The sequence below is a fragment of the Nocardioides aurantiacus genome (assembly GCF_003752505.1).
Lineage (GTDB): Bacteria > Actinomycetota > Actinomycetes > Propionibacteriales > Nocardioidaceae > Marmoricola > Marmoricola aurantiacus.
The window spans coordinates 2,541,999-2,565,222 of sequence record NZ_RKHO01000001.1 but is presented as its reverse complement, the minus strand read 5'-3'; the positions used below and the strand labels follow the sequence as shown (position 1 = coordinate 2,565,222).

General features: G+C 75.3%; 20 protein-coding genes. 12 read left to right on the top strand and 8 right to left on the bottom strand.

The annotated features are described in order from the left end of the window. The first annotated feature begins 100 nt into the window (after positions 1–100). Complete coding sequence (gene leuS / locus EDD33_RS12260) at positions 101–2,578, top strand: leucine--tRNA ligase (protein ID WP_123391199.1); 2,478 nt, start codon at positions 101–103, stop codon at positions 2,576–2,578. 21 nt (positions 2,579–2,599) lie between these two features. Here leuS and EDD33_RS12255 read toward each other — a convergent pair whose 3' ends face one another. Then, positions 2,600–3,247 carry an SDR family oxidoreductase gene (locus EDD33_RS12255; protein ID WP_123391197.1) on the bottom strand — a complete coding sequence of 216 codons (648 nt, stop codon included), beginning with the start codon at positions 3,245–3,247 and terminating at the stop codon, positions 2,600–2,602. A 51-nt stretch (positions 3,248–3,298) separates the two neighbouring features. Here EDD33_RS12255 and EDD33_RS12250 point away from each other — a divergent pair, with 51 nt between their 5' ends. The 6 genes from EDD33_RS12250 to holA all read left to right on the top strand — a co-directional run bounded on the left by EDD33_RS12250 (position 3,299) and on the right by holA (position 11,001). Next, positions 3,299–4,840 (top strand): MFS transporter, encoded by a 1,542-nt coding sequence (locus EDD33_RS12250; protein WP_211332532.1) that lies wholly within the window; start codon positions 3,299–3,301, stop codon positions 4,838–4,840. 10 nt (positions 4,841–4,850) lie between these two features. Further along, positions 4,851–5,720 carry a DegV family protein gene (locus tag EDD33_RS12245; protein ID WP_123393376.1) on the top strand — a complete coding sequence of 290 codons (870 nt, stop codon included), beginning with the start codon at positions 4,851–4,853 and terminating at the stop codon, positions 5,718–5,720. A gap of 67 nt (positions 5,721–5,787) precedes the next feature. Beyond that, on the top strand, positions 5,788–6,792 hold the full coding sequence (locus tag EDD33_RS12240; protein ID WP_123391195.1) for a helix-hairpin-helix domain-containing protein: 1,005 nt from the start codon (positions 5,788–5,790) through the stop codon (positions 6,790–6,792). Continuing rightward, positions 6,789–9,086, top strand: a complete 2,298-nt coding sequence (locus EDD33_RS12235) for a ComEC/Rec2 family competence protein (RefSeq protein ID WP_123391193.1) — start codon at positions 6,789–6,791, stop codon at positions 9,084–9,086. Before EDD33_RS12240 ends, EDD33_RS12235 begins: the two co-directional genes overlap by 4 nt. Before the next feature lie 29 nt (positions 9,087–9,115). Continuing rightward, complete coding sequence (locus EDD33_RS12230) at positions 9,116–9,973, top strand: PhzF family phenazine biosynthesis protein (RefSeq protein WP_123391191.1); 858 nt, start codon at positions 9,116–9,118, stop codon at positions 9,971–9,973. A gap of 44 nt (positions 9,974–10,017) precedes the next feature. Then, positions 10,018–11,001 carry a DNA polymerase III subunit delta gene (gene holA / locus EDD33_RS12225; RefSeq protein ID WP_123391189.1) on the top strand — a complete coding sequence of 328 codons (984 nt, stop codon included), beginning with the start codon at positions 10,018–10,020 and terminating at the stop codon, positions 10,999–11,001. Between the two features lie 113 nt (positions 11,002–11,114). Here holA and rpsT read toward each other — a convergent pair whose 3' ends face one another. Then, positions 11,115–11,375, bottom strand: a complete 261-nt coding sequence (gene rpsT, locus EDD33_RS12220) for a 30S ribosomal protein S20 (protein WP_123391187.1) — start codon at positions 11,373–11,375, stop codon at positions 11,115–11,117. Between the two features lie 218 nt (positions 11,376–11,593). Between rpsT and EDD33_RS12215 the strand changes: the two genes are divergently transcribed. The 4 genes from EDD33_RS12215 to lepA are packed head-to-tail and all read left to right on the top strand — an operon-like array spanning position 11,594 to position 18,010. Beyond that, the gene (locus tag EDD33_RS12215; RefSeq protein WP_211332531.1) at positions 11,594–13,318 is read left to right on the top strand and encodes a thiamine pyrophosphate-dependent enzyme; all 1,725 of its coding nucleotides are present in this window, start codon (positions 11,594–11,596) and stop codon (positions 13,316–13,318) included. A 27-nt stretch (positions 13,319–13,345) separates the two neighbouring features. Further along, a complete protein-coding gene (locus EDD33_RS12210) occupies positions 13,346–15,358 on the top strand; it encodes a S9 family peptidase (protein WP_123391183.1) in 2,013 nt (670 codons plus the stop codon). Positions 15,359–15,389: 31 nt separating this feature from the next. Beyond that, positions 15,390–16,127 (top strand): GNAT family N-acetyltransferase, encoded by a 738-nt coding sequence (locus tag EDD33_RS12205; protein WP_211332530.1) that lies wholly within the window; start codon positions 15,390–15,392, stop codon positions 16,125–16,127. After that, the gene (gene lepA / locus EDD33_RS12200) at positions 16,088–18,010 is read left to right on the top strand and encodes a translation elongation factor 4 (RefSeq protein ID WP_123391181.1); all 1,923 of its coding nucleotides are present in this window, start codon (positions 16,088–16,090) and stop codon (positions 18,008–18,010) included. Before EDD33_RS12205 ends, lepA begins: the two co-directional genes overlap by 40 nt. A 71-nt stretch (positions 18,011–18,081) precedes the next feature. On the opposite strand, the gene EDD33_RS12195 is transcribed toward lepA, so the two are convergent. From EDD33_RS12195 to EDD33_RS12180, 4 genes are read right to left on the bottom strand one after another with little or no spacing between them, the layout of a single operon-like run. Beyond that, on the bottom strand, positions 18,082–18,381 hold the full coding sequence (locus tag EDD33_RS12195) for a hypothetical protein (protein WP_123391179.1): 300 nt from the start codon (positions 18,379–18,381) through the stop codon (positions 18,082–18,084). After that, complete coding sequence (locus tag EDD33_RS12190) at positions 18,381–19,799, bottom strand: NAD(P)-binding protein (protein ID WP_246003495.1); 1,419 nt, start codon at positions 19,797–19,799, stop codon at positions 18,381–18,383. The genes EDD33_RS12195 and EDD33_RS12190 overlap by 1 nt, the downstream gene beginning before the upstream one ends. Then, the gene (locus EDD33_RS12185; protein ID WP_211332529.1) at positions 19,796–20,074 is read right to left on the bottom strand and encodes a hypothetical protein; all 279 of its coding nucleotides are present in this window, start codon (positions 20,072–20,074) and stop codon (positions 19,796–19,798) included. Before EDD33_RS12185 ends, EDD33_RS12190 begins: the two co-directional genes overlap by 4 nt. Before the next feature lie 22 nt (positions 20,075–20,096). Next, positions 20,097–20,723 (bottom strand): hypothetical protein, encoded by a 627-nt coding sequence (locus EDD33_RS12180; protein ID WP_123391177.1) that lies wholly within the window; start codon positions 20,721–20,723, stop codon positions 20,097–20,099. A 90-nt stretch (positions 20,724–20,813) separates the two neighbouring features. On the opposite strand from EDD33_RS12180, the gene EDD33_RS12175 reads away from it, so the two are divergent. Further along, positions 20,814–21,626, top strand: a complete 813-nt coding sequence (locus EDD33_RS12175) for an aminoglycoside phosphotransferase family protein (protein WP_246003494.1) — start codon at positions 20,814–20,816, stop codon at positions 21,624–21,626. Here the strand turns inward: EDD33_RS12175 and EDD33_RS12170 are convergent. Together EDD33_RS12170 and EDD33_RS12165 are read right to left on the bottom strand one after the other, a co-directional pair. After that, complete coding sequence (locus tag EDD33_RS12170) at positions 21,623–22,864, bottom strand: RNA polymerase sigma factor (protein ID WP_123391173.1); 1,242 nt, start codon at positions 22,862–22,864, stop codon at positions 21,623–21,625. The two genes, EDD33_RS12175 and EDD33_RS12170, sit on opposite strands and share 4 nt — an antisense overlap. Continuing rightward, complete coding sequence (locus EDD33_RS12165; RefSeq protein WP_123391171.1) at positions 22,861–23,211, bottom strand: YciI family protein; 351 nt, start codon at positions 23,209–23,211, stop codon at positions 22,861–22,863. Before EDD33_RS12165 ends, EDD33_RS12170 begins: the two co-directional genes overlap by 4 nt. Positions 23,212–23,224 lie beyond the last annotated feature (13 nt).

The window sequence follows — 23,224 nt, the reverse complement described above, 5'->3', positions numbered from 1 at the left end:
TCCCTGCTTCTCGCCTAGCCGCGTCGACCACGACGCGGCCGCCCCTCTGCGCGAGGGGCTTTTTCATGTCCACACCGTCCCCGCCCAGGAGGAGCCCCAGATGAGCGAGCACGACACCGACGGCACCGCGCGCTACGACGTGCAGGCGGCCGAGGAGAAGTGGCAGCGGGTCTGGGCCGAGCTCGACCCGTTCCGCGCCGACGACGACAGCCCGCGCGAGAAGCGCTACGCGCTGACGATGTTCCCCTACCCCAGCGGCGACCTGCACATGGGTCACGCCGAGGTCACCGCGCTGCACGACGTCGTGGCGCGCCACTGGTGGCAGCGCGGCTACGAGGTGCTCAACCCGATGGGCTGGGACTCCTTCGGGCTCCCGGCCGAGAACGCCGCGATCCGCAACGACGCCCACCCCGCCGACTACACCTACGGCAACATCGCCACCCAGCTGGCCTCGTTCCAGCGCTACGGCGTGGCCGTGGACTGGTCGCGCCGGTTCAACACCAGCGACCCGACGTACTACCGCTGGACGCAGTGGCTGTTCCTGCAGCTGCACGCCCAGGGCCTGGCCTACCGCAAGAACAGCGCGGTCAACTGGTGCCCCCACGACCAGACCGTGCTGGCCAACGAGCAGGTCGTCGACGGCGCCTGCGAGCGGTGCGGTGCCGAGGTCACCAAGCGCGAGCTGACGCAGTGGTACTTCCGCACCACCGCCTACGCCCAGGAGCTGCTGGACTCCCTGGACGACCTGCAGCCGACATGGTCGGACAAGGTCGTCAACGCCCAGCGCAACTGGATCGGCCGCTCCGAGGGCGCCCACGTCGACTTCCCCGTCGAGGGCCGCGAGGAGCCGATCACCGTCTACACCACGCGCCCGGACACGCTGTTCGGCGCGACCTTCATGGTCGTGGCCGCCGACGCGGCGCTGGCCGCCGAGCTGGTGACCGACGAGCAGCGCGGGGCCCTGGAGGACTACCTGGTCGAGGTGCGCAAGGAGTCCGACATCAGCCGGCTCTCCACCGAGCGCCCCAAGACCGGCGTCTTCCTGGGCGTCCACGCGACCAACCCGCTGACCGGCACACCGCTGCCGGTGTACGCCGCGGACTACGTGCTGGCCGACTACGGCACCGGCGCGATCATGGCCGTGCCCGGCCAGGACCAGCGCGACTGGGACTTCGCCGCGGCCTTCGACCTGCCGGTGGTGCGCACCGTGCAGCCGCCGGAGGACTTCGACGGCGAGGCCTTCACCGGCGACGGCCCGGCCATCAACTCCGCCAACGACGAGATCGACCTGTCGGGGATGGGCGTGACCGAGGCCAAGTCGACGACCATCGCCTACCTGGAGGGCCAGGGCCTGGGGCGCGGCACCGTGAACTTCCGGCTGCGCGACTGGCTGCTGTCGCGGCAGCGCTACTGGGGCGCGCCGATCCCGATCATCCACTGCCCGGTCGACGGCGAGGTGCCGGTGCCCGAGGACCAGCTGCCCGTCGAGCTGCCCGAGCTGCGTGGCGCCGACCTCAAGCCCAAGGGCACCTCGCCGCTGGGCGCGGCGACCGACTGGGTGAACGTCACCTGCCCGACGTGCGGCGGCCCGGCCACCCGCGACACCGACACGATGGACACCTTCGTGGACTCGTCGTGGTACTTCCTGCGCTACCTCTCGCCGCAGGACGACACCCAGGCCTTCGACAAGGGCCTGGCCGACGCGTGGGGGCCGGTCGACCTCTACGTGGGCGGCGACGAGCACGCGGTGCTGCACCTGCTGTACGCCCGCTTCTTCACCAAGGCGCTGCGTGACATCGGGCTGGTCTCGTGGGACGAGCCGTTCTCGGCGTACCTCTCCCAGGGCAAGGTGGTCAACAACGGCCGCAAGATGAGCAAGTCGCTGGGCAACGGCGTCAGCCTGGGCGAGCAGCTCTCGGAGTTCGGCGTGGACGCCGTGCGGCTGACCCTGGTCTTCGCCAGCCCGCCCGAGGACGACATCGACTGGGCCGACGTCTCGCCCGGCGGGTCGGCGCGGTTCCTGCAGCGCGCGTGGCGGCTCTCCGGCGACGTCACCAGCCCGGCCGGCACCGACCCCGCGGGCGGCGACGCCGCCCTGCGCCGGCAGACCCACAAGACGGTGCGCGAGGCCGAGCAGCTGATCGCCTCGCACCGCTTCAACGTCGTCGTGGCCCGCACCATGGAGCTGGTCAACGCCACCCGCAAGGCGATCGACTCCGGCGTCGGCCCCGCCGACCCTGCCGTCCGCGAGGCGACCGAGACCGTGGCGGTGCTGCTGTCGCTGGTCGCGCCCTACACCGCCGAGGAGATGTGGGAGCGCCTGGGCCACGAGCCCACCGTCGCCCGCGTCCCGTGGCCGGTCGTCGACGAGGCGCTGCTGGTCGAGGAGTCGGTGACCGCGGTCGTGCAGGTGCAGGGCAAGGTCAGGGCCCGCCTCGAGGTCGCCCCCGACGTCTCCGAGGCCGACCTGGAGGCCGCCGCCCTCGCCGACCCGGCCGTGCAGCGCGCGCTCGAGGGCAAGCAGGTGCGCAAGGTGATCGTGCGCGCCCCCAAGCTGGTCAACGTCGTCGCCGGCTGAGGGCCGCCGGGGCGGCCCCGCTCAGAGCTTGCGGACCGCCTCGGCGACGGGCTGGTCGCCGCCGATCACCGCGAAGGTGCGGCCGATGGTGTGGTCGGACTCCAGCACCTCGGCCAGCACGTGGGCGACGTCGCCGCGCGTGACCGAGCCGTAGTCGACGTCGCCGACCGCGACGGTGCCGGTGGGCACGTCGTCGGTGAGCTTGCCGGGCTGCACGACGGTCCAGTCGAGCGCGTCCTGGGAACGGACGTGGTCGTCGGCGTCGCGCTTGGCGCGGAGGTAGACCTGGAAGACCTCGTCGGAGTCCTCCTCGATGCGGTCCTGCCCCATCGAGGAGATCATCACGTAGCGGCGCACGCCGGCGGCGACGGCCGCGTCGGCCAGCATCACGGCCGCGCCCTTGTCGACGGTCTCCTTGCGGGCGGCGTTGCCGTCGGGCCCGCCACCGGCGGCGAAGACCACGGCGTCCGCGCCGCGGACGACCTCGGTCAGCTGCTCGACCGAGGTGTCCTCGAGGTCGAGCTGCTTCCAGCCGACCCCGTCGGCCTCGAGGTCGGGCACGTGCTCGGCCTTGCGGATCAGGCCGACCACCTCGTGGCCGTCCTGGGTGACGAGGCGCCCGAGCTGGCGGGCGATCTGACCGTGTCCTCCGGCGATGACGATGCGCATCCCCCGACCGTAGCGGCTGGGCCGTAGCGACCCCGCGGCTAGCGTGGCGAGGTGCGTGAGGACGACCGGGCCGGGGCGGCCGCGACGGGTGGCAGGGCAGGTCAGGACTCGGGTCAGGACTCTGGTCACGACTCGGGTCACGACGACCGGTGGCGGGCGCTGGCGGTGTGCCTGGTGGCGGGCGGGATGTGCCTGCTCGACGTCAGCATCGTCAACGTCGCGCTGCCGTCGATCCGCGAGGGCCTGGGGGCGAGCGACAGCCAGGTGCAGTGGGTGGTGGCCGGCTACTCGCTGGCGTTCGGCATGGCGCTGGTGCCGGCCGGGCGGCTCGGGGACGCGCGCTCGCGTCGTACGGTCTTCATGTGGGGGGTGGCCCTGTTCACCCTGGCCAGCGCGGCGTGCGGCGCCGCCCCCACCGCGTGGGCGATCGCCGTCGCCCGGGTCGTGCAGGGCGTCGGTGGCGGCATGATCACGCCCCAGGTCTCGGGCTTCATCCAGAACCTCTTCCGCGGCCCCGAGCGTGGTCGGGCCTTCGGTCTCTTCGGCGCCAGCATCGGCATCTCGACCGCGATCGGGCCGCTGCTAGGCGGGCTGCTGGTGCAGCTCGGCGGTCCGGAGTGGGGCTGGCGGCTGGTGTTCTACGTCAACCTGCCGGTCGGGCTGTTGCTCCTCGTGCTGGCCCGGAAGTGGCTGCCCCGCGTGCCACCGGGTCGCCGGCAGTCCCTGGACCCGGTCGGGGTGCTGCTGTTCGCCGCCGCGATGCTGCTCGTGCTGCTGCCCGTCGTGGAGGGCGACCAGGGCGCGCCGCTCTCGCAGCGTCCGTGGTGGCTGGCCGGGGTCGCCGTGGTGGTGCTGGGCGTGTTCTACGGCTGGGAGCGGCACTGGTCGGGCCGCGGTCGGGAGACGCTCGTCGACCTCAGCCTGGCGCGGGTGCCGTCGTACGTCTTCGGGCTGGGGCTGGGCACGTTCTACTTCGCCGGCTTCACCTCGATCTTCATCGTGCTCACGCTCTACCTGCAGTCGGGGCTGCGCTACAGCGCGCTCGAGGCGGGGCTGACCCAGCTGCCGTTCGCGGCGGGCTCGGCGGTGACGGCGTTCTACGGCGGCCGCGTCGTGCAGCGGTGGGGACGGGCGCTGGTGCTGGGCGGACTGGTCACCATCACCGCCGCCCTGGTCGGGATCGACCTGCTGCTCCCGCGCCTGGACGGCCACGTCGGCCTGAGCCTCGCGCCGCTGCTGCTGCTCGCCGGCGCCGGGGGCGGGCTGGTGATCTCGCCCAACATCACGCTGGCCCTCGACGAGGTCGACCCGGCCCGGGCGGGCGCGGGCGGCGGGCTGCTGCAGACCGCGCAGCGGGTGGGTTCGGCGCTCGGGGTCGCGGTGGTGCTGGCGCAGTTCTTCGGCTCGCTCGCCGCGACGCGGGGCGACTACGCCGAGGCGCTCTCGACGTCGCTGCGCACCACCATCGGGCTGGTCGTGGTGGCGCTGCTGCTGGGGCTCGCCGACCTCGTCCGTCGCGTGCGCACGCCGGGGGCGAGCGTCACCCCGGCCGCGACCGGACGTGCCCCGGAGCCCGACCACGGCCGCGGCTAGCCTGAGCGCCATGCCCGTCGCCCTGGTCACCGACTCGACGGCCTCGCTGTCGCAGGAGACCGCCGAACGGCGGGGTGTCCGGGTCGTGCCGCTGCAGGTGGTCATCGGCGGCACCGCGCACGAGGAGGGCAGCGAGGCCGCCTCGCCCCGTCGCCTCGCGGCGGCGCTGCGCGACCGACGCCGCTCGGTGTCCACCTCGCGACCGGGCCCCGAGGTCGTGCTCGCCGTCTACGAGCAGCTGGTGCGCGAGGGCCACGACGAGATCGTCTCGGTCCACATCTCCGGCGAGCTCAGCGGCACCGTCGAGTCGGCCCGGCTGGCCGCGCGACGGGCGAGCGTCCCGGTGCACGTCGTCGACACCCGCCAGGTGGGGATGGGCACCGGGTTCGCGGTGCTCTCCGCCGCTGACGCACTGGCGGCGGGGGAGCCGGCCGCGCGGGCGGCGGAGGTCGCCCGGGCCCGCGGGGAGGCCACCACGTCGCTGTTCTACGTCGACACGCTCGAGCACCTGCGTCGCGGTGGACGGGTGGGCGCGGCGGCCGCCCTCGTCGGCTCGGCGCTCGCGGTCAAGCCGATCCTCAGGCTCACCGACGGCCGGGTCGGCGCCTTCGAGAAGGTGCGCACGGCCGGCAAGGCGCTGCAGCGGCTCGAGGTCCTCGCCACGGAGGCGGCCACCGGCCCGGTCGACGTGGCGGTCGCCCACCTCGAGTCCGAGGAGCGCGCCACGGCCCTCGTCTCCGTGCTGGGCGGGCGGCTGGCCGAGCAGCTCGAGGGTCGCGACGTCGCGCTGGTCGAGATCGGCGCCGTGCTCGGCGCCCACGTCGGACCGGGGATGGTCGCCGTGGTGGTGGCGCCCCGGCCTCCACAGGCGGGTTCCTGACCCGCGTCGTCCACAGGGTGCCGCGTGGCCCTGGTGGGGGCGGCGCCCGCTTCCTAGCGTCGCGGTCATGGTCGGCAGGGGCAGGCAGTCGCAGGAGGAGGTCGCCGCGGCGGCCCGTCGTCGGCTCGAGCTGCTGGGGCGGGAGCTGGAGGCGGCCGGGTTGCGGCGCGTCGACGACGAGCCGGCGCCCTGGGAGGTGCCGGACGCCGTCGAGGAGCCGCCCGGGGCCGAGGGCGGGGCCGGTCCGCCGGCCGGGCCGCTGGTCGGGCCGCCGGTCGTGGTCCGGCCCGTGGGTCGGCACGCGCGTCAGCGGCCGCCGGGGGTGGGGGCGCGGCTCGGTGGTGGGGCCCGTGCGTGGGTGGCCGATGCGCTGCCGAGCACGGTGCGGGGTCGGGTGGGCCTGCAGCGCGGGCAGGCGCTGCTGGTGGTGCTGCTCGTCGTGGCGGGGATCGCCCTGGCGGCCTACGTCTGGCAGCGGGGGAGCCCGCGGCCGGTCGCGCTCGACCGCGCCCCCGCCTCCGCCGAGCCGCTGGCCGAGCTGACGCCTTCGGCGTCGCCGCCGGACTCCCCGGGTGCGTCGACGGGCTCGGCGGCCACCCCGTCGGGGACGGGGTCGCCCGGTGCGACGGTCGTGGTCGACGTGGCCGGCAAGGTCCGTCGTCCCGGCGTGGCCACGCTCCCGGCCGGGTCGCGGGTGGTGGACGCCCTGGAGCACGCCGGTGGCGCCCGGCAGGGGGTCGACCTGCGGGGCCTCAACCTGGCCCGTGTCCTGGTGGACGGGGAGCAGGTGCTGGTCGGCGCGCCGGTCGCCGCGGCTGTGCCGGCCGGGCCCGGGGGAGCGGCGGCGGGAGCGGCGCAGGCCGCGCCGGACCCCGCAGGGGCGCTGGTCAGCCTCAACGCCGCGACGCCCGAGCAGCTCGAGACGTTGCCGGGGGTGGGCCCGGTGACGGCGCAGAAGATCCTCGACTGGCGCAGCACGCACGGCTCCTTCACGGCCGTGGACGAGCTGCTCGAGGTGGACGGCATCGGTGACAAGACGCTCGCCGAGATCGCCCCCCACGTCACCCTGTGAGGCCGCCGTCGGTCGACGACCTGCGGCTGCCGGCGCTGGCGCTCGTGGCGTGGGGGAGCGCACTGCTCGCCGTGCTGGCACCCGCGTGGTCGGCCGTGCCGGTGGTGGCGGTCGTGGGCATGGTGTGGGCGCGACTGCGTCGGCGGGGTCGCGACACCACCACGCTGCTGGTCTGGGTGTGCTGCGGGGTCGGCGTCGTGTCCTCGGTGCTGCTCCGGGTCGACGGGGTGGGGTCGGGCCCGGTGGCCGACCTCGCCCGGCAGCGCGCCGTGGTGCAGGTCGAGCTGGTGACCACCTCCGACCCGGTGCTGCGACCGGGCCGGTTCGGCGACGTGGTGCTGGTGCGTGCCCGGGTGGAGCAGGTCAGCGGTCGGGGGCGGGCGCACGCGGTGCGCGCCCCGGTGCTGCTCCTGGGCGACACCGCGTGGTCGCGGGTGGAGCTGGGCAGCCGCGTGGAGACGTCGGGCCGGCTCGCGCCGCCGCGCAGCCGCGACCTCGCCGCCGTGCTGGGTCCCCGGGGACCGCCCCGCGTGGTCGACGTGCCGGGTCCGCTGCTCGGGGGCGCCGCGGCGCTGCGGGCCTCGATCCGCGAGGCAGTGGCCGACCGGCCCCCCGCACCCCGGGCGCTGGTGCCCGCCCTGGTCGACGGGGACGACACGGCGATGCCCGAGGGGGTCGCCGAGGACTTCCGCACCGCCGGGCTGACCCACCTGCTGGCCGTCTCCGGCACCAACCTGACGCTCGTGGTCGGCAGCCTGCTGCTGCTGGCCCGCTGGGCCGGCGTACGGGCTCGGGGGCTGCTGGTGGTCGGGCTGCTCGGGGTGGCCGGGTTCGTGCTGCTGGCCCGCACCGAGCCGAGCGTGGTGCGGGCGGCGGCGATGGGGGTGGTGGGCCTGCTGGCGCTGGGCTCGCACGGTCGCCGGCAGGCCACCCGGGCGCTGGGCGCCGCGGTCCTGGGCCTGCTGCTGCTCGACCCGTGGCTCGCACTCTCGGCCGGGTTCGCGCTGTCCGCCCTCGCGACGGCCGGGATCGTGTGGCTGGCACCCGCCTGGCGCGACCGGATGGTGCGGTGGGTGCCGCGCTGGGTCGCCGAGGCGGTCTCGGTGCCGCTCGCCGCCCAGCTCGCCTGCACCCCGCTGGTCGCAGCACTGTCGGGCCAGGTGAGCCTCGTGGCGGTGCTGGCCAACCTGCTGGTGGCGCCGGCCGTCGGACCGGCCACGGTGCTCGGGCTCGCGGGCGGGGTGGTGGGGCTCGTCTGGCCCTGGCTGGGCGCGGTGGTGGCGGCCCCGGCGGCGTGGTGCGCGAGCTGGATCGTCGCCGTGGCGCAGCGGGCGGCCGACCTGCCGTCGGCGTCGGCCTCGTGGCCGACCACCGCGCTCGGGCTGACGCTGCTCAGCCTGACCTGCCTGGCGGTCACGGTGCTGCTGGGGCACGTCCTGGCGCGGCGCACGACGAGCGTGGTGCTGGCCTCGCTCGCGCTGGTGGCGCTGCTGGTGCCGCTGCCCAGCCCGGGCTGGCCGCCGCGGGGGTGGGTGATGGTGGCGTGCGACGTCGGGCAGGGCGATGCCCTGGTGCTGCGGGTGGGTCCCGGCCGGGCGCTCGTCGTCGACGCCGGTCCGGACCCGGCCGCGGCCGACCGCTGCCTGCGCCGGCTGGGCGTCGAGGACGTGCCGCTGGTCGTGCTGACCCACTTCCACGCCGACCACGTCGACGGGCTCGCGGGGGTGCTGCGCGGGCGTCGCGTCGGCGCGGTCGAGGTGACCGGCCTCGCCGAGCCGGCCGGCGGCGCCCGTGAGGTGGCCCGGGTGGCGGCCGCGGCGGGGGTGCCGGTGCAGCGGGCGACGTACGCCGGGACCAGGCGGCTCGGCGACCTGGAGTGGCAGGTCGTCGCCCCGGCCGGTCCGCCCCCGGCCGCGTCGGAGTCGCCGCCCAACGACTCGAGCGTCGTGCTGCTGGTGCGCACCCGCGGCGTCCGGCTGCTGCTCATGGGCGACGAGGAGGAGGCCTCGCAGTCCCGGTTGCTGCGCGAGACCGGCGGCATCGAGGCCGACGTCCTCAAGGTCGCCCACCACGGCAGCGCGAGCCAGGACCCCGACCTGGTCCGCGCGACCGGCGCCCGGCTGGCCGTGGTCTCGGTGGGGGAGGACAACGACTACGGCCACCCCGCTCCGTCGCTGAGCGCGTTGCTCCGTGACGCCGGCATGCGGGTCGCTCGCACCGACCGCGACGGCGACGTCGCGGTCGTGGTCCCCGCGGGCGGCAGTGGGCCGGCGGTGGTGGGGAGCCGTGACTGACGCGGCAGGGTCCTGGAAGGCTGGGTCGCATGACCAGCCTCCCCGTGTCCTGGGTCGACGTCTTCGCCGACGGGCCGCTCAGCGGCAACCCGGTGGCGGTGGTGCACGGGGCCGAGGGGCTCGACGACGCGACCCTGGCGGCCTTCGCCCGGTGGACCAACCTGAGCGAGACGACGTTCCTGCTGCCGCCGCGGGAGGCCGGCGCGGACTACCGGGTGCGGATCTTCACCCCCGCCGAGGAGCTGCCGTTCGCCGGCCACCCGACGCTGGGCACCGCCCACGCCTGGCTCGAGGGGGGCGGCGTCCCCGCCCGCGAGGACGTCGTGGTGCAGGAGTGCGGGCTCGGGCTGGTCGAGGTGCGCGCCTCGCCCGGCTCGGACCGCCGGGCCTTCCGCGCGCCGGGGTTCCTGCGGTCCGGCCCGGTCGACGCCGCCACCCTCGAGCGGGCGGTGGCGGCCCTGCGGGTCGAGCCCGACCGGGTGCTGCGGGCGGCGTGGATCGACAACGGGCCGGGGTGGCTGGGGCTGCAGCTGCGGGACGCCCGGACCGTGCTCGACCTCGCGCCCGACCTCGCCGCCATGCAGGGGCTGGAGCTGGGGGTGATCGGCGCCCATGACGCGGCCGAGGCGGCGCGTCTCGGGGCGGCGTACGAGGTGCGGGCGTTCTGCCCCGGCCTCTCGGTCCCGGAGGACCCGGTGACCGGCAGCCTCAACGCGGGGTTCGCGGTGTGGCTGGTCGGCGAGGGCGTCCTGCCCGCGTCGTACGTCGTCCGTCAGGGCACCGCCGTGGGTCGCGACGGCCGGGTCCACGTCGAGCGTGACGACGACGGTGCGCTCTGGGTCGGCGGCGCGACCCGCACGGTCGTGGCCGGCCACCTCACGCCCTGACCCTGCGTCCGGGGACTGTCGGAGCCGCGTGAGAAGGTCGGGCCATGGCACGCGCGGAGAGCCGGCCGGCGCTGGGTCACGTGACCCTGGTGACGGGTCCGGAGGAGTTCCTGGGGGAGCGCGCCGTGCGCGCCGTCCGCGAGCAGGTCCGCCGGCACGACGCCGACGCCGAGCTGTCCGAGACCGACGCAGCCACGCTCACGATGGCCGTGCTCGGCGACCTCGCCGCCCCGTCGCTGTTCTCGAGCATCCGCTGCGTGGTCGTGCGCCGGCTTGAGGAGCTGCCCGAGGAGTCCGTCCCCGGCCTCCTGCAGTACGCCGCCTCGCCGGCCGACGACGTGGCGCTGGTCCTCGCCCACGGCGGGGGCCAGAAGGGCAGCGGCGTGCTGACCCGGCTGCGCAAGCTGGAGCGCGTCGTGGAGGTCAAGTCGGCCTCGCCGCGACCCAGCGAGCTGCCCGGCTTCGTCGGCCAGGAGCTGCGCGGCCACGGCTCCCGCATCGAGCCGGACGCCGCCGAGTTCCTGGTGCAGGCCGTCGGGCAGGACCTGCGTTCGCTGGCGGCGGCCGCCCACCAGCTGGCCAGCGACTTCGAGGGCTCGACCCTGACCACCGAGATGGTCAAGCGCTACTTCGGCGGCCGGGCCGAGGCCAAGTCCTTCGCGGTCGCCGACCTCGCCCTGCACGGCCAGGCGGCCGAGGCGCTCGAGGAGCTCCGCTGGGCGCTGGAGCGCGGCACCGCGCCGGTGCTGGTGACCAGCGCCCTGGCGGGGAGCCTGCGCGGGCTGGCCAAGTTCATGGGCGCCCCGCGGGGGATGCGCAACAACGACCTCGCCCGGGAGGTCGGGGTGCCGCCGTGGAAGATCGACGTGCTGCGGCGCCAGTCGCACGGCTGGGACGCCGACGGTGTGGGGCGCGCGATCCGCTCGGTCGCCCGGGCCGACGCCGACGTCAAGGGTCAGGCCAGCGACGCGGCGTACGCCCTGGAGAAGATGGTGCTCGACGTCGTCCGGGCCCGCCCCCGCCGCTGAGGGCCGCTGAGGGCCGCTGAGGGCGGCTGAAGGCCGCTGGGGGCCACGGGTGCCCGGGACGCACGAAGGCGCCGCACCCGAGGGGTGCGACGCCTGGTGCTGCGAGGACTACCTCAGAGCGAGGCGGCCTTCTTGGCCATCGCCGACTTGCGGTTGGCGGCCTGGTTCTTGTGGATGACGCCCTTGCTGGCGGCCTTGTCGAGCTGGCGGCCGGCGGCGGCGGCGGCGGTCTTGGCCTGGTCGGCGTCACCGGACTCGGCGGCCGCGCGGAACTTGCGCACCGCGCTCTTCAGCGCCGTCTTGACCGACTTGTTGCGCTCGTGCGCGGCGTCGGCCTGTCGGTTGCGCTTGATCTGGGACTTGATGTTGGCCACTGCAGGCTCGCCTCGTCTACGTCGGGTGTGGATGTGGTGCTGAGTCAATGGGTCGGCCTGCTCGCCGGAGCGGCCAGACACGATCGCTGAGATTACCAGCGTGGCTCCGGGGCGGCCAAATCGTCGTCGTCACGTGCGCCGGCCGGTGGTGCGGGTACGTCCTCCCCGGCGGCTCCGGATCCGGAGCGACGCCCGTCACCGTCCCCCGAGGAGTCCGCGTGCCCACCGTCGCCGAGCTGTTGATCGAGTCCCTCGCCGAGCACGGAGTCAGGTCGGTGTGGGGCGTGGTGGGTGACGCGCTCAACCCGGTCACCGACGCGATCCGACGCGAGGACCGCATCGAGTGGATCGGGGTGCGCCACGAGGAGGTGGGGGCCTTCGCGGCCGCCGCCCAGGCCCAGCTCACCGGTGACCTCGCGGTCTGCATGGGCACCGTCGGTCCCGGCGCCATCCACCTCCTCAACGGCCTGTACGACGCGAAGAAGTCCCACGCCCCCGTCCTGGCGGTGTGCGGCCAGGTGCCGCGCGAGGAGATGGGCAGCGAGTTCTTCCAGGAGGTCGACAACGACGCGCTCTTCGCCGACGTCGCGGTGTTCAACCGGACGGTGACCCACGTCGACCAGCTGCCCGCCCTGATCGAGGCCGCCGGCAACGCCGCGCTGCAGCACCGCGGCGTGGCCGTCCTCACGCTGCCGGGCGACGTGGGCGGCCTGGACCTCCCGGAGGACACCCCGGTGCCCCGGTTCGTGCGCCAGTCGCCCCGGGCCGTGCCCGACCCGGACGCGGTGCAGGCCGCCGCCGCCGCCCTGGACGCGGCCGGCACGGTCACGCTCCTCGTCGGTCGGGGCGCCGTCGACGCGCGCGAGGAGGTGCTGCGGCTCGCGGACCGCCTGGCCGCGCCGATGGTGCTGAGCCTCAAGGCCAAGGAGGGCCTGGAGGACGACAACCCGTTCGAGGTGGGCCAGTCGGGGCTGCTGGGCAACCCGGCGACGGCCACCGCCTTCGCCGAGTGCGACGCGCTGGTGCTCGTCGGCACCGACTTCCCCTACCGGGACTTCCTGCCCGAGGGGAAGACCGTGGTGCAGCTGGACGTGCGCGGGTCGCACATCGGACGCCGTCTCGCCGTCGATCTGCCGCTGGTCGGTGACGCCGGGCTCGGCGTGCAGGCGCTGCTGCCGCTGCTGCGGGAGGGCCGGGACCGGACGCACCTGGACGGGGTGCGCGAGGAGTACCTCGCCTGGCAGGAGTCGCAGCAGGCGTTGACCGACCCGGCGTACGACCACACCCCGAAGGGGCTGCTGCGGCGCAAGGTCGACAACCCCGACGCCCTGATCAGGCCCGAGCTCCTGGCCGCCGCGGTCGACCGCCACGCGGCCTCGGACGCCGTCTTCACCACCGACACCGGCATGGCCACGGTGTGGTTCTCCCGCTTCGTGCGGATGACCGGCACCCGGCGGTTGCTCGGGTCCTACAACCTCGGCTCGATGGCCAACGCGATGCCGCAGGCCCTGGGTGCCAGCGCGCTCGACCGGCGTCGGCAGGCGGTCGCGATGTGCGGCGACGGCGGCCTGACGATGCTGCTGGGCGACCTCATCACGGCGGTGGCACACGACCTGCCGGTGAAGCTCGTCGTCTTCGACAACGGGCGGCTGGGCATGGTCAAGCTCGAGATGGAGCAGGTCGGCCTGCCCGAGTTCGGCACCGTGCTCCGCAACCCCGACCTCGCCGCGGTCGCCCGCGCGATGGGGCTGCACGCCGTGCGCGTCGAGCGGCCCGGCGACGTCGACGAGGCGGTGCGCGAGGCCTTCGCCCACGAGGGCCCGGTGCTGCTCGACGTCGTGACCAACCCCGACGAGGTGGCGCTGCCGCCCTCGCCGACCGTGTCCCAGGCCTGGGGCTTCGCCATCGCCAAGACCAAGGAGGCGCTGACCAGCGCCGAGTGAGCCCCGGCCCCTGGCTAGGTTGGGCCGATGCGTCCCGACGACCTCGACCTGCTCCACGCCTGCGGCCGCCCGGCCCTCACCCCCGACGGTCGGGTCGCGGTGGTCGCGGTCACCCGCCCCGACCTGGCCTCGGACTCCTACGGCGGCCAGCTGTGGCGGGTGCCGACCGACGGCTCGGGCGCGGTGCGGCTGACCACCGGTCACCACGACCGCAGTCCCGCGGTGAGCCCCGACGGTCGCCGCGTGGCGTTCCTGCGTTCCTCGCCGGGCACGCCGCCGCAGCTGCACCTCACCGCCCTCGACGGCGGCGAGCCGCTGCGCCTGACCGACCACCCGCTCGGCGCGGGCGCGGCGGTGTGGAGCCCTGACGGCACCCGCCTGGCGTACGCCGCCCGCGTGCCGGAGCCCGGCCGCTACGGCACCGCCGACGACGAGGGGCGTACGCCGACCCCGGACGCCGAGCCCGCGCGGCTGATCGCCGAACCGGCGTACCGCCGCGACGACGTCGGCTTCACCCGCGACCGCCGCCACCACCTGTTCGTCCTGGCCGTGCCCCCGGCCGACGCCACGCCCGGCGCCGACCTGCCCGTGCTGCCGCTCGCGCCCCGCCAGGTCACCGACGGCGACGCCGACGACACCGAGCCCGCGTGGAGCCCCGACGGCACCCGGCTGGCCTTCCTCTCCTCGCGTCACGAGGGCCACGAGACCGACCTGCGCAGCGGCGTCCACCTCGTCGCCGCCGACGCCGGGGCCCCGGAGCCCGCACCGCAGGCCGTGCTGACCGGCGACCGGGCGCTCGGCGGGGTGCAGTGGTCGCCCGACGGGCGGCTGGTCGTCACCGGCACCGAGACCGGCCCGGACGGGCTGGGCTTCGTGGGCCGCAAGGCGCGGGCGTGGGTCACCGAGCGGCCGGTCGCGGACCAGGAGGTGGACCTGCGTCCGCTCACCGAGGAGGCCGACCTCGAGCTGGCCGGCGGCTCCGCGGCGCTGGTCGTGGCCGGCGGCCGCGTGCTGGTGCAGGACGAGCACCGCGGGCGGGTGCGCCTGGTGGCGCTGGACCCCGACGGCGTCCACGAAGCCGAGGTGCTGCTCGACGGCCGGCTGGTCGTCGCCGGCCACGCCGCGAGCCCCGACGGTGCCACCGTGCTGGCCACGGTCGCCGACCCCGAGCGCGCCGGTGACCTCGCGGTCGTGCGAGACGGTGCGACCACCTGGCTCACCGACGTCTCGGCGTCGCTGCGCCACGCCGGGGTCAGCACGCCCGTCGAGGTCGAGGCCACCTTGACCGGCGGCCACCTGGTCCACGGCTGGGTGGTGCTGCCCGACCCCGGGGTCTACGGCGAGGGCCCGCACCCGGTGCTGCTCCACATCCACGGCGGGCCGCACGCGCAGTACGACTGGGCGCTGTTCGACGAGGCCCAGGTGGCAGCCGGGGCGGGGTACGCCGTCGTGATGTGCAACCCCCGCGGCTCGGCCGGCTATGGGCCGGACCACGCCCGCGCGATCGAGCACGCCATGGGCACGCTGGACGCCGACGACGTGCTGGCGTTCCTCGACCACGCGCTGGCCGCCGACCTGCCGCTCGACGCCGATCGGGTGGGCGTCGTGGGCGGCTCCTACGGCGGCTACCTCACCGCCACGCTGACCACCCGCACCGACCGCTTCGTCGCCGCCGTGGTCGAGCGGGGCTACCTCGACGCGACCTCGTTCGTCGGGTCCTCCGACATCGGCTGGTTCTTCCCCGGTGGCTACCACGGCTCGGCCGACGCCGCGGCGCAGCAGAGCCCGCTGACCCACGTCGACGGGGTGACCACGCCGACCCTGGTGATCCACTCCGAGCACGACTGGCGCACGCCGGTGGAGCAGGGCCAGCGCTGGTTCACGGCGCTGCGGCTGCGCGGCGTACGCACCGAGCTGCTGCTGTTCCCCGCCGAGGGCCACGAGCTGAGCCGCAGCGGCCGGCCGCGCCATCGCCGGCAGCGCTTCGAGCACCTGCTGCGCTGGTGGGCCGAGCACCTGCCGGTGGCGAAAACGGGTTGAGCCCCGGCCCCGTCCCCGCCGAGGCTGGGGCATGGCCGAGCTGCAGCGTCCCGACGTGCGCTGGCACGCGTCCTTCCTCTCCGCCATGCAGGAGTTCCGCGACGAGGGGCGGGCGCGTCCCGGGTCGATGCTGGGGGAGGACCTGCTGGAGCACGGTCCGACATGGTCGACGCCCGCGGGGTTCGCCGCGTACGTCGCGCAGGTGCGCCGCGAGGCCGTTGCCCCGCGCGACGATTTCGTCCCGCACACCACCTGGTGGTGGATCGACGGCGGCGAGTACATCGGCCGGATCGACCTGCGCCACCGGCTGACCGAGCGGCTCCGCGAGGTGGGTGGCCACGTCGGCTACGACGTACGCCGCTCCCGGCGCCGGGAGGGCCACGCCACCGCGATGCTGGCCGCCGTGCTTCCGCACGCCCGTGCCCGGGGGATCGCAGACGCCCTGCTCACCTGCGACGTCGGCAACCTGGCCTCGCGTCGCGTGATCGAGGCCAACGGCGGACGGCTGGAGGACCGGCGGGGCGCGAAGCTCCGCTTCCTCGTCGGCACCGGGCAGGTGACGAGCCCGAGCGGCCGCCCGCCGTGGGCCGCAGCCCACGAGGACTACGGAGAGGGTGGCACCTGCCACGGTCTCCCGAGTCCTCCGGGAGGAGGTGGCCCCGCGGTCAGGGGCGCGGCCCGCTCGTGGCGGCCGGGTGAGGGCCGGGGGACGGGGCCCGGCGTGGGAGGATGGCCCGGCCGCACCCACCGTCCCGAGAGCACTCCGTGACCCTGAACGCCCACGCGCCCGCCCCGGGCAAGACCGACCCCGCGATCATCCGCAACTTCTGCATCATCGCCCACATCGACCACGGCAAGTCGACGCTGGCCGACCGGATGCTGCAGCTGACCGGCGTGGTCGACGAGCGCGCGGCGCGGGCGCAGTACCTCGACCGGATGGACATCGAGCGCGAGCGCGGCATCACCATCAAGAGCCAGGCCGTCCGGATGCCCTGGACGGTCACCGAGGAGGCGGCCGAGCTCCACGAGGTCGGGGCCGACACCTACGTGCTCAACATGATCGACACCCCCGGGCACGTCGACTTCACCTACGAGGTGTCGCGCTCGCTCGAGGCCTGCGAGACCGCCGTGCTGCTGGTCGACGCGGCGCAGGGGATCGAGGCACAGACGCTGGCCAACCTCTACCTCGCCATCGGCGCCGACCTGCACATCATCCCGGTGCTCAACAAGATCGACCTGCCCAACGCCCAGCCCGAGAAGTACGCCGCGGAGCTCGCCGGCATCATCGGCTGCGAGCCCGGCGACGTGCTCCAGGTGAGCGCCAAGACCGGCATGGGCGTGGAGCACCTGCTCAACGAGATCGTGGCCCAGACCCCGCCGCCCGTCGGCGACCCCGACGCCCCGCCGCGCGCGCTGATCTTCGACTCCGTCTACGACACCTACCGCGGCGTGGTGACCTACGTCCGGGTCGTCGACGGCAAGCTCACCCACCGCGACCGGATCAAGATGATGTCCAACGGCGTGGTCCACGAGATGCTCGAGGTCGGCGTGATCAGCCCCGAGCCGGTCAAGGCCGGTGACCTCGGCGTCGGCGAGGTGGGCTACCTCATCACCGGGGTGAAGGATGTCCGTCAGTCGCGCGTCGGTGACACCGTCACCAGCCAGCACCACGGTGCGACCGAGCCGCTCGGCGGCTACAAGCACCCCAACCCGATGGTGTACTCCGGGCTCTACCCGATCGACGGCGACGACTACCCGACGCTGCGCGACGCCCTCGAGCGGCTGCAGCTCAACGACGCCGCGCTCGCCTACGAGCCGGAGACCTCCGGGGCGCTGGGCTTCGGCTTCCGCTGCGGCTTCCTCGGCCTGCTCCACATGGAGATCGTGCGCGAGCGGCTGGAGCGGGAGTTCAACCTCGACCTGATCTCGACCGCCCCCAACGTGGTCTACGGCCTCCTCATGGAGGACGGCACCGAGCGCGTCGTGACCAACCCGAGCGAGTACCCCAACGACGGCAAGATCGCTGAGGTCCGGGAGCCGGTGGTCAAGGCCACGATCCTCTCGCCCAGCGACTACATCGGCGTCATCATGGAGCTCTGCCAGTCCAAGCGCGGCCAGCTCGAGGGGATGGACTACCTCTCCGAGGACCGGGTCGAGATGCGCTACACCCTGCCCATGGGCGAGATCGTCTTCGACTTCTTCGACCAGCTGAAGTCGAAGACCAAGGGGTACGCCTCGCTCGACTACGAGCCCACCGGCGAGCAGGCGGCCGACCTCGTCAAGGTCGACATCCTGCTCCAGGGCGAGACGGTCGACGCGTTCAGCGCGATCGTCCACCGGGACGCGGCGTACGGCTACGGCGTGATGCTCGCCGGCAAGCTGCGCGAGCTGATCCCGCGGCAGCAGTACGAGGTGCCGATCCAGGCCGCCATCGGCGCGCGTGTCATCGCCCGCGAGACGATCCGCGCGATCCGCAAGGACGTGCTCGCCAAGTGCTACGGCGGCGACATCACCCGCAAGCGCAAGCTGCTGGAGAAGCAGAAGGAGGGCAAGAAGCGGATGAAGATGGTCGGCCGCGTCGAGGTCCCCCAGGAGGCGTTCATCGCCGCGCTGTCCACCTCCGGTCCCGCCGGGGACAAGCCCAAGAAGTAGGCCGGGCGGCCCTCAGCCGCCCGTCCGGCCGAGGGTCCGCGCCCCGACCCGACCGTGCGTGGCGTCGGGGCTCACCCCTCGCGCCGCTCGTGCAGCCGCTGCTGGGCGTCGGCCAGGTAGGTCAGGCACGGCGCCTCGGTGCCGGGGTGCTTCTCCACGAGGTGGAAGGTCCAGCGGTCCATGGCGGCGAGGTAGCCGTTGTCGCCGCCCAGGCGGTACGCCGACCAGGCCTTGTCGCCCTTGGCGGTGCACGTCGTGCAGCTGATCTTGTAGACGAACGCCGTCGTGCGGTCGACGTCGACGACGACCCGGGCCAGCGGACCGGCCTCGACGCCCGCCTTGCGCTCGCGGGCGGAGCGGCTCGCGACCATCAGGCCCTCCCCGTCGCGCCGGCCAGCCCGCCGAGGGCGGCGAGCCGGGCGACGCCGGGGGCGGTCCAGCGCGCCAGCCCTTCGCGGGCGGCGTCGAGCGCGGGGGAGCCGGGGTGGTCGGGGGGCACCCGGGCGGGGTTGAGCGCGACCTGGTCCGACCACGCCTTGACGTCCGGCTCGGCGCCGAAGGAGGCGGCGCTGCGGGTGCCGAGGACGTTCATCCGGGCCCAGTCGGCCAGGGAGTTGCCGAACGACGACGGCGGGCAGATCCGGTTCTTCTCGCCGTCGCCCTCCGGCCCGGCCGGGCGGGTGGCCTCGACGTAGCCGGTCAGGGCCGCACCGAAGCACGGGAACCCGGCGCGGACCGGCTGCAGCGTGATCGCCTGCTGGCCCCACACGGGCACCCGGGGCCGCGAGCGCAGCCCGTCGGCCGCGCAGTTGACCACCACGGCGTCGTCGGCGATCGCCTCCGAGCCGCCGGTCAGCCGCAGCCGGCCACGCTCGACGGAGACGACGTGCCCCCGGCGCACGACGTGACCGATCGTGCGGAGCAGGTCGAGCTCCCACCTGCCCAGCGTGGGTGCCTTGGCCATGCTCGGGGTGACGCCGCGGTCGACCCGGAGCATGATCCCGGCCTCCTCGAGGTCGAGGAACAGCCCGTCGAGGGTCTCGGCGGAGGCGGCCAGCCGCATCATCTCCGCGACCATGCCGAGGTAGACCTCGGGGTCGGGCTGGATCAGCGCCCGGTCGAGCATCCACGGGTCGCGGGGGCGCACCCAGCAGATCCGGTCGGGGTCGACGCCGCGGCCGAGCAGCCAGACGCAGGCATCGGTGGCGGTCTTGCCGGAGCCGACGACGACGTACTGGCTCGGCTCCTGCTCGAGGGCCGGCAGGTCGTTGACGGGCACCACCTGCACCCCGGCGCCGACGACGAACCGCGGCGGGGTCTCGGCGGGGATGCGCGGGGCGAGGTAGCGCGCGTCCACGACCCGGCAGTCCTCGGGCACCAGGTGGACCGTGCCGGTCTCCACCGAGACGAAGCTGCGGTCGCCGAGGTAGTCGCACCCGGTGAACAGCTCGACCCGGCCGCTGTCGAGCATCCGGCGCTGCACGACGTCGTCGTAGTAGGCCTGGATGGTGGGCTGGTCGGCGCGGACGTGCAGGCCCGCCTCGGGTCCCTCGGTCTGGGTGCGTCCCTCGGCGAGCACCGTGGAGGCGACGCCGTAGAACGACGAGGCCTGGTGGAGCCGGACGAACGGGTAGGCCTCGCGCCAGTGGCCGCCCACGCCGGGCCGGCGATCGACGAGCGCGACCCGGGCGTCGGAGTGGTCCAGGAGCGCGTCGGTGAAGGCGAGACCCGTCGCCCCGGCCCCGACCACGAGGTGGGTGACGTCCAGGGTGCGGGTGCGGACGGTCACGACCGGCAGGACCCGTCGGTGCAGGCGGGGGTGCGGCCGCGCGACACGGTGGCGGCCAGGCCCAGGGCCCAGCAGGTCGGGCAGCCCCGCCAGGCCACGACGGCGGGAACGAGCAGCAGCAGCGCCGCGGGATGGGCCGAGGCCTGCCACAGCGCCGCCACGACGAGGGCGAGGCCGAGCAGGCCGCGCAGCACGTGCTCGGTCACGCTCCGGCTGGCGAACAGCGTGGTGACCGGGTCCCCGGCCGAGGTGGGGGCGGGGGCGGTCGTCGTCACGGCGCCCACCGTAGCCACCGGGTCAGGCCCGCGGCACCCGCGCCGCCGCCGCGAGCAGCCGGGCCTCGGCCTCGGGCCGCGGCACGGCGTGGTCGGCGCGGGGCAGCGAGAGCACCGAGCCCGGTCCGTACGCCGCCCCGAGCACCCCGAGGAGCAGCCCGGCGTCACGCACGTCCCGGGCCAGCACCCGGACCCGCTCGGCGCCGACGGTGAGGTCGAGCCGCACCAGGTCGGGCGCGAACGACCCGGCCGGTCCGGCCGCGACGAGCGCCAGCGGCAGCACGTGGTCGGTGACCGCGGCGACGGCGGCGGCCGCGGCGGCGTCGCTCAGGTCGCGGGAGGCGAGCACGACCGCGCCGGCGGCCGTGAGCCGGGCGGCGGCGACCAGGTCGGGTCGGACCAGCACCGGCACCCCGGCGAGCGCACCGCCGGGCAGGTCGTGGCGCAGCCGGGTGTCCAGCCGGACCACCTGGTTGCCGGCGCGACGGGTGTGGGCGAGCTCGGGGGCGACGGCGGCCAGCCGGTCGAGGTGGGCGGCGAGCACGTCCTGGGCGGAGAGCCGGCCGAGGCGCACCAGCGCGGCGAGCTCGCGGGCGGGCAACTGGGTCAGCCCGGTCGCGGGGGCGGCCGGCGTGACGGTGGGGGGCATGAGAGGAGCCCATCATCCCCGTGCCCCGACCGGGTCGGGATGTCACACCGGCCCGGACCTGGACTGGACCGGCGTGGCACGATCACCGCGATGTCCAGCGCCGACCTGCTCGAGGGTGTACGCCGCGCGTGGGAGCTGCGCGCCGACGGGCCGGTCACGCAGCGCGGCGCCGCGACCGTGCAGCCGGTGCGGACCGAGGCCGGGACCCCGGCCTCGCTCAAGCTGGGCGCGGCGCCCGACGAGCACCTCGCACTGCGCCGCTGGGACGGCGCCGGCGCCGCCCGGCTGCTGCGCGCCGACCCCCACCGCGGGGCGCTGCTGCTCGAGCGGCTGCACGCCGAGGACCTCGCCGACGCCTGGGACGTCGAGGCCTGCGAGGTCGTCGCCGGGCTCTACGGCCGGCTCCACGTGCGGGCCACGCCGCAGCTGCGCCTGCTCTCCTCGTACGCCGCCCGGGTGGCCGACCACCTCGCCGCGCTGCCCCGCGCGGCCCCGCTGCCGCGCCGGCTGGTCGAGCAGGCGGCCGGCCTGGCCCGCGACCTCGCGGTCGACCCGGCGACCGACGGCACCCTGGTCCACGGCGACCTGCACTACGGCACCGTGCTGGCGGGCGACCGCGAGCCGTGGCTGGCCGTGGACCCGCGTCCGCTGAGCGGCGACCGCCACTACGAGCCGGCGCCGATGCTGACCCACCGCTACGACGAGCTGTCGCTGCCCGGGGGCGTCGGCGTCCGTGACGGGCTGCGGCAGCGCTTCCACACCCTGGTCGACACCGCCGGGCTCGACGAGGACCGCGCCCGGGCCTGGGTGCTGGTCCGGGTCCTCGCCGACGCCGCCGACGCGCTCGAGGACGCCGCGGTCGTGACCCGGGCGGTCACCGTCGCCAAGGCGGTCCAGGACTAGGTCGGGCCGCGGCCCAGGCCGTCCCGACGACCGGCGAGGAAGGCCCGCTCGGCGTCGTTGCCGGCCAGCCCGATCGCCGCGTCGTACGCCGCCCGCGCCTCCTGCGGCCGGCCGAGCCGTCGCAGCAGGTCGGCCCGGGTGGCGTGCCAGGCGTGGTAGCGCTCGAGCGGCAGCCGGTCGACCACGCCCAGCGCGACCTCCGGCCCGTCGACCTCGGCCACCGCGACCGCCCGGTTGAGGGCCACCACGGGGGTCGGGCGCAGCGCGAGTAGCTGGTCGTAGAGCTGCACGACCTGCGACCAGTCGGTCATCGAGGCGTCGAGGGCGTCGGTGTGCACCGCGTTGACGGCGGCCTGCAGCTGGTAGGGCCCGGGCCGCCCCAGCGCCAGGCAGCCCCGGACCAGCCGGTGGCCCTCGTCGACCAGGGCGGCGTCCCACCGGGTCCGGTCCTGTTCGGCCAGCGGCACCAGCCGCCCCTCCGCCACCCGGGCCGGGCGGCGGGCCTCGGTCAGCAGCATCAGCGCCAGCAGGCCGTCGACCTCGGGCTGCGTGCCGAGCGACGGCGTACGCCGCACCATCTCGCGCAGCTGCCGGGCCAGCCGGACCGCCTCCCCGGTCAGGTCGTCTCGCACCGCCTGCCCCGCGTGGGAGAGATAGCCCTCGTTGAAGACGAGGTAGAGCACGGCCAGCACACCGTCGAGCCGCTCGGCGAGGTCCGCGGCGGCCGGGACCCGGTAGGGGATGCCGGCCCGGGCGATCTTCTGCTTCGCCCGGGTGAGGCGCTGGGCCATCGTGGTCTCGGGGACGAGGTAGGCCGCCGCGATCTCGGGCACGGTGAGCCCGCCCAGCAGCCGCAGCGTGAGCGCCACCCGGGCCTCGGGGCCCAGCGCCGGGTGGCAGCAGGTGAACACCAGCCGGAGCCGGTCGTCCTCGACGGGCCCGGTGGGCTCGTGCGGGGTGGGGTCGGTGATCATGTGCGCCTCGGCGTGCTTGTGCTCGCGCCGCTGCTCGCGTCGCAGCCGGTCCAGGGCCTTGTTGCGGGCCACGGTGGTCAGCCAGGCGCCCGGGTTGGGCGGCACCCCGTCGACGGGCCACCGCTCGGCGGCGACGACGAGGGCCTCGCCCAGGGCGTCCTCGGCCAGGTCGAGGTCGCCGAGGCGCCGGGCCAGGCCGGCGACCACGCGTCCGTGCTCGGCACGGAACACGGCCGCCAGCCCGGCCGGGGCGGGGGTGCTCACTCGCCCTGGAAGGGGCGCACCTCGACCTTGCCCATGCAGGCGGCCGAGGCCTTCTTCGCGACGTCCAGGGCCGCGTCGAGGTCGGCGACGTCGATGATCCAGAACCCGCCGAGGACCTCCTTGGTCTCGGCGTACGGGCCGTCGGTCAGCACCGCCTCGGGGCCGGCGGCGTCGACGACGGTGGCGTCGGCGGGCGGTGTGAGGCCCCCGGCGAAGACCCAGCTGCCGCTGGCCTGCAGCTCGGTGTTGAAGGCGTCGACCTGGGCGTAGGCCTGCTGCATCTCGGCCTCGGTGGTGCCGGCCACGTCGTCGAAGTCGGTGTGGACGGAGAGGAGGTACTGCGTCATGTCGGTGCTCCTT

What these genes read in the sequence shown, in the direction of transcription:
- leuS (WP_123391199.1), top strand. Translation starts at nt 101, where the DNA reads ATGAGCGAGCACGACACCGACGGCACCGCGCGCTACGACGTGCAGGCG.
- EDD33_RS12255 (WP_123391197.1), bottom strand. Translation starts at nt 3,247, where the DNA reads ATGCGCATCGTCATCGCCGGAGGACACGGTCAGATCGCCCGCCAGCTC.
- EDD33_RS12245 (WP_123393376.1), top strand. Translation starts at nt 4,851, where the DNA reads ATGCCCGTCGCCCTGGTCACCGACTCGACGGCCTCGCTGTCGCAGGAG.
- EDD33_RS12240 (WP_123391195.1), top strand. Translation starts at nt 5,788, where the DNA reads ATGGTCGGCAGGGGCAGGCAGTCGCAGGAGGAGGTCGCCGCGGCGGCC.
- EDD33_RS12230 (WP_123391191.1), top strand. Translation starts at nt 9,116, where the DNA reads ATGACCAGCCTCCCCGTGTCCTGGGTCGACGTCTTCGCCGACGGGCCG.
- holA (WP_123391189.1), top strand. Translation starts at nt 10,018, where the DNA reads ATGGCACGCGCGGAGAGCCGGCCGGCGCTGGGTCACGTGACCCTGGTG.
- EDD33_RS12210 (WP_123391183.1), top strand. Translation starts at nt 13,346, where the DNA reads ATGCGTCCCGACGACCTCGACCTGCTCCACGCCTGCGGCCGCCCGGCC.
- EDD33_RS12205 (WP_211332530.1), top strand. Translation starts at nt 15,390, where the DNA reads ATGGCCGAGCTGCAGCGTCCCGACGTGCGCTGGCACGCGTCCTTCCTC.
- lepA (WP_123391181.1), top strand. Translation starts at nt 16,088, where the DNA reads ATGGCCCGGCCGCACCCACCGTCCCGAGAGCACTCCGTGACCCTGAAC.
- EDD33_RS12195 (WP_123391179.1), bottom strand. Translation starts at nt 18,381, where the DNA reads ATGGTCGCGAGCCGCTCCGCCCGCGAGCGCAAGGCGGGCGTCGAGGCC.
- EDD33_RS12180 (WP_123391177.1), bottom strand. Translation starts at nt 20,723, where the DNA reads ATGCCCCCCACCGTCACGCCGGCCGCCCCCGCGACCGGGCTGACCCAG.
- EDD33_RS12175 (WP_246003494.1), top strand. Translation starts at nt 20,814, where the DNA reads ATGTCCAGCGCCGACCTGCTCGAGGGTGTACGCCGCGCGTGGGAGCTG.
- EDD33_RS12165 (WP_123391171.1), bottom strand. Translation starts at nt 23,211, where the DNA reads ATGACGCAGTACCTCCTCTCCGTCCACACCGACTTCGACGACGTGGCC.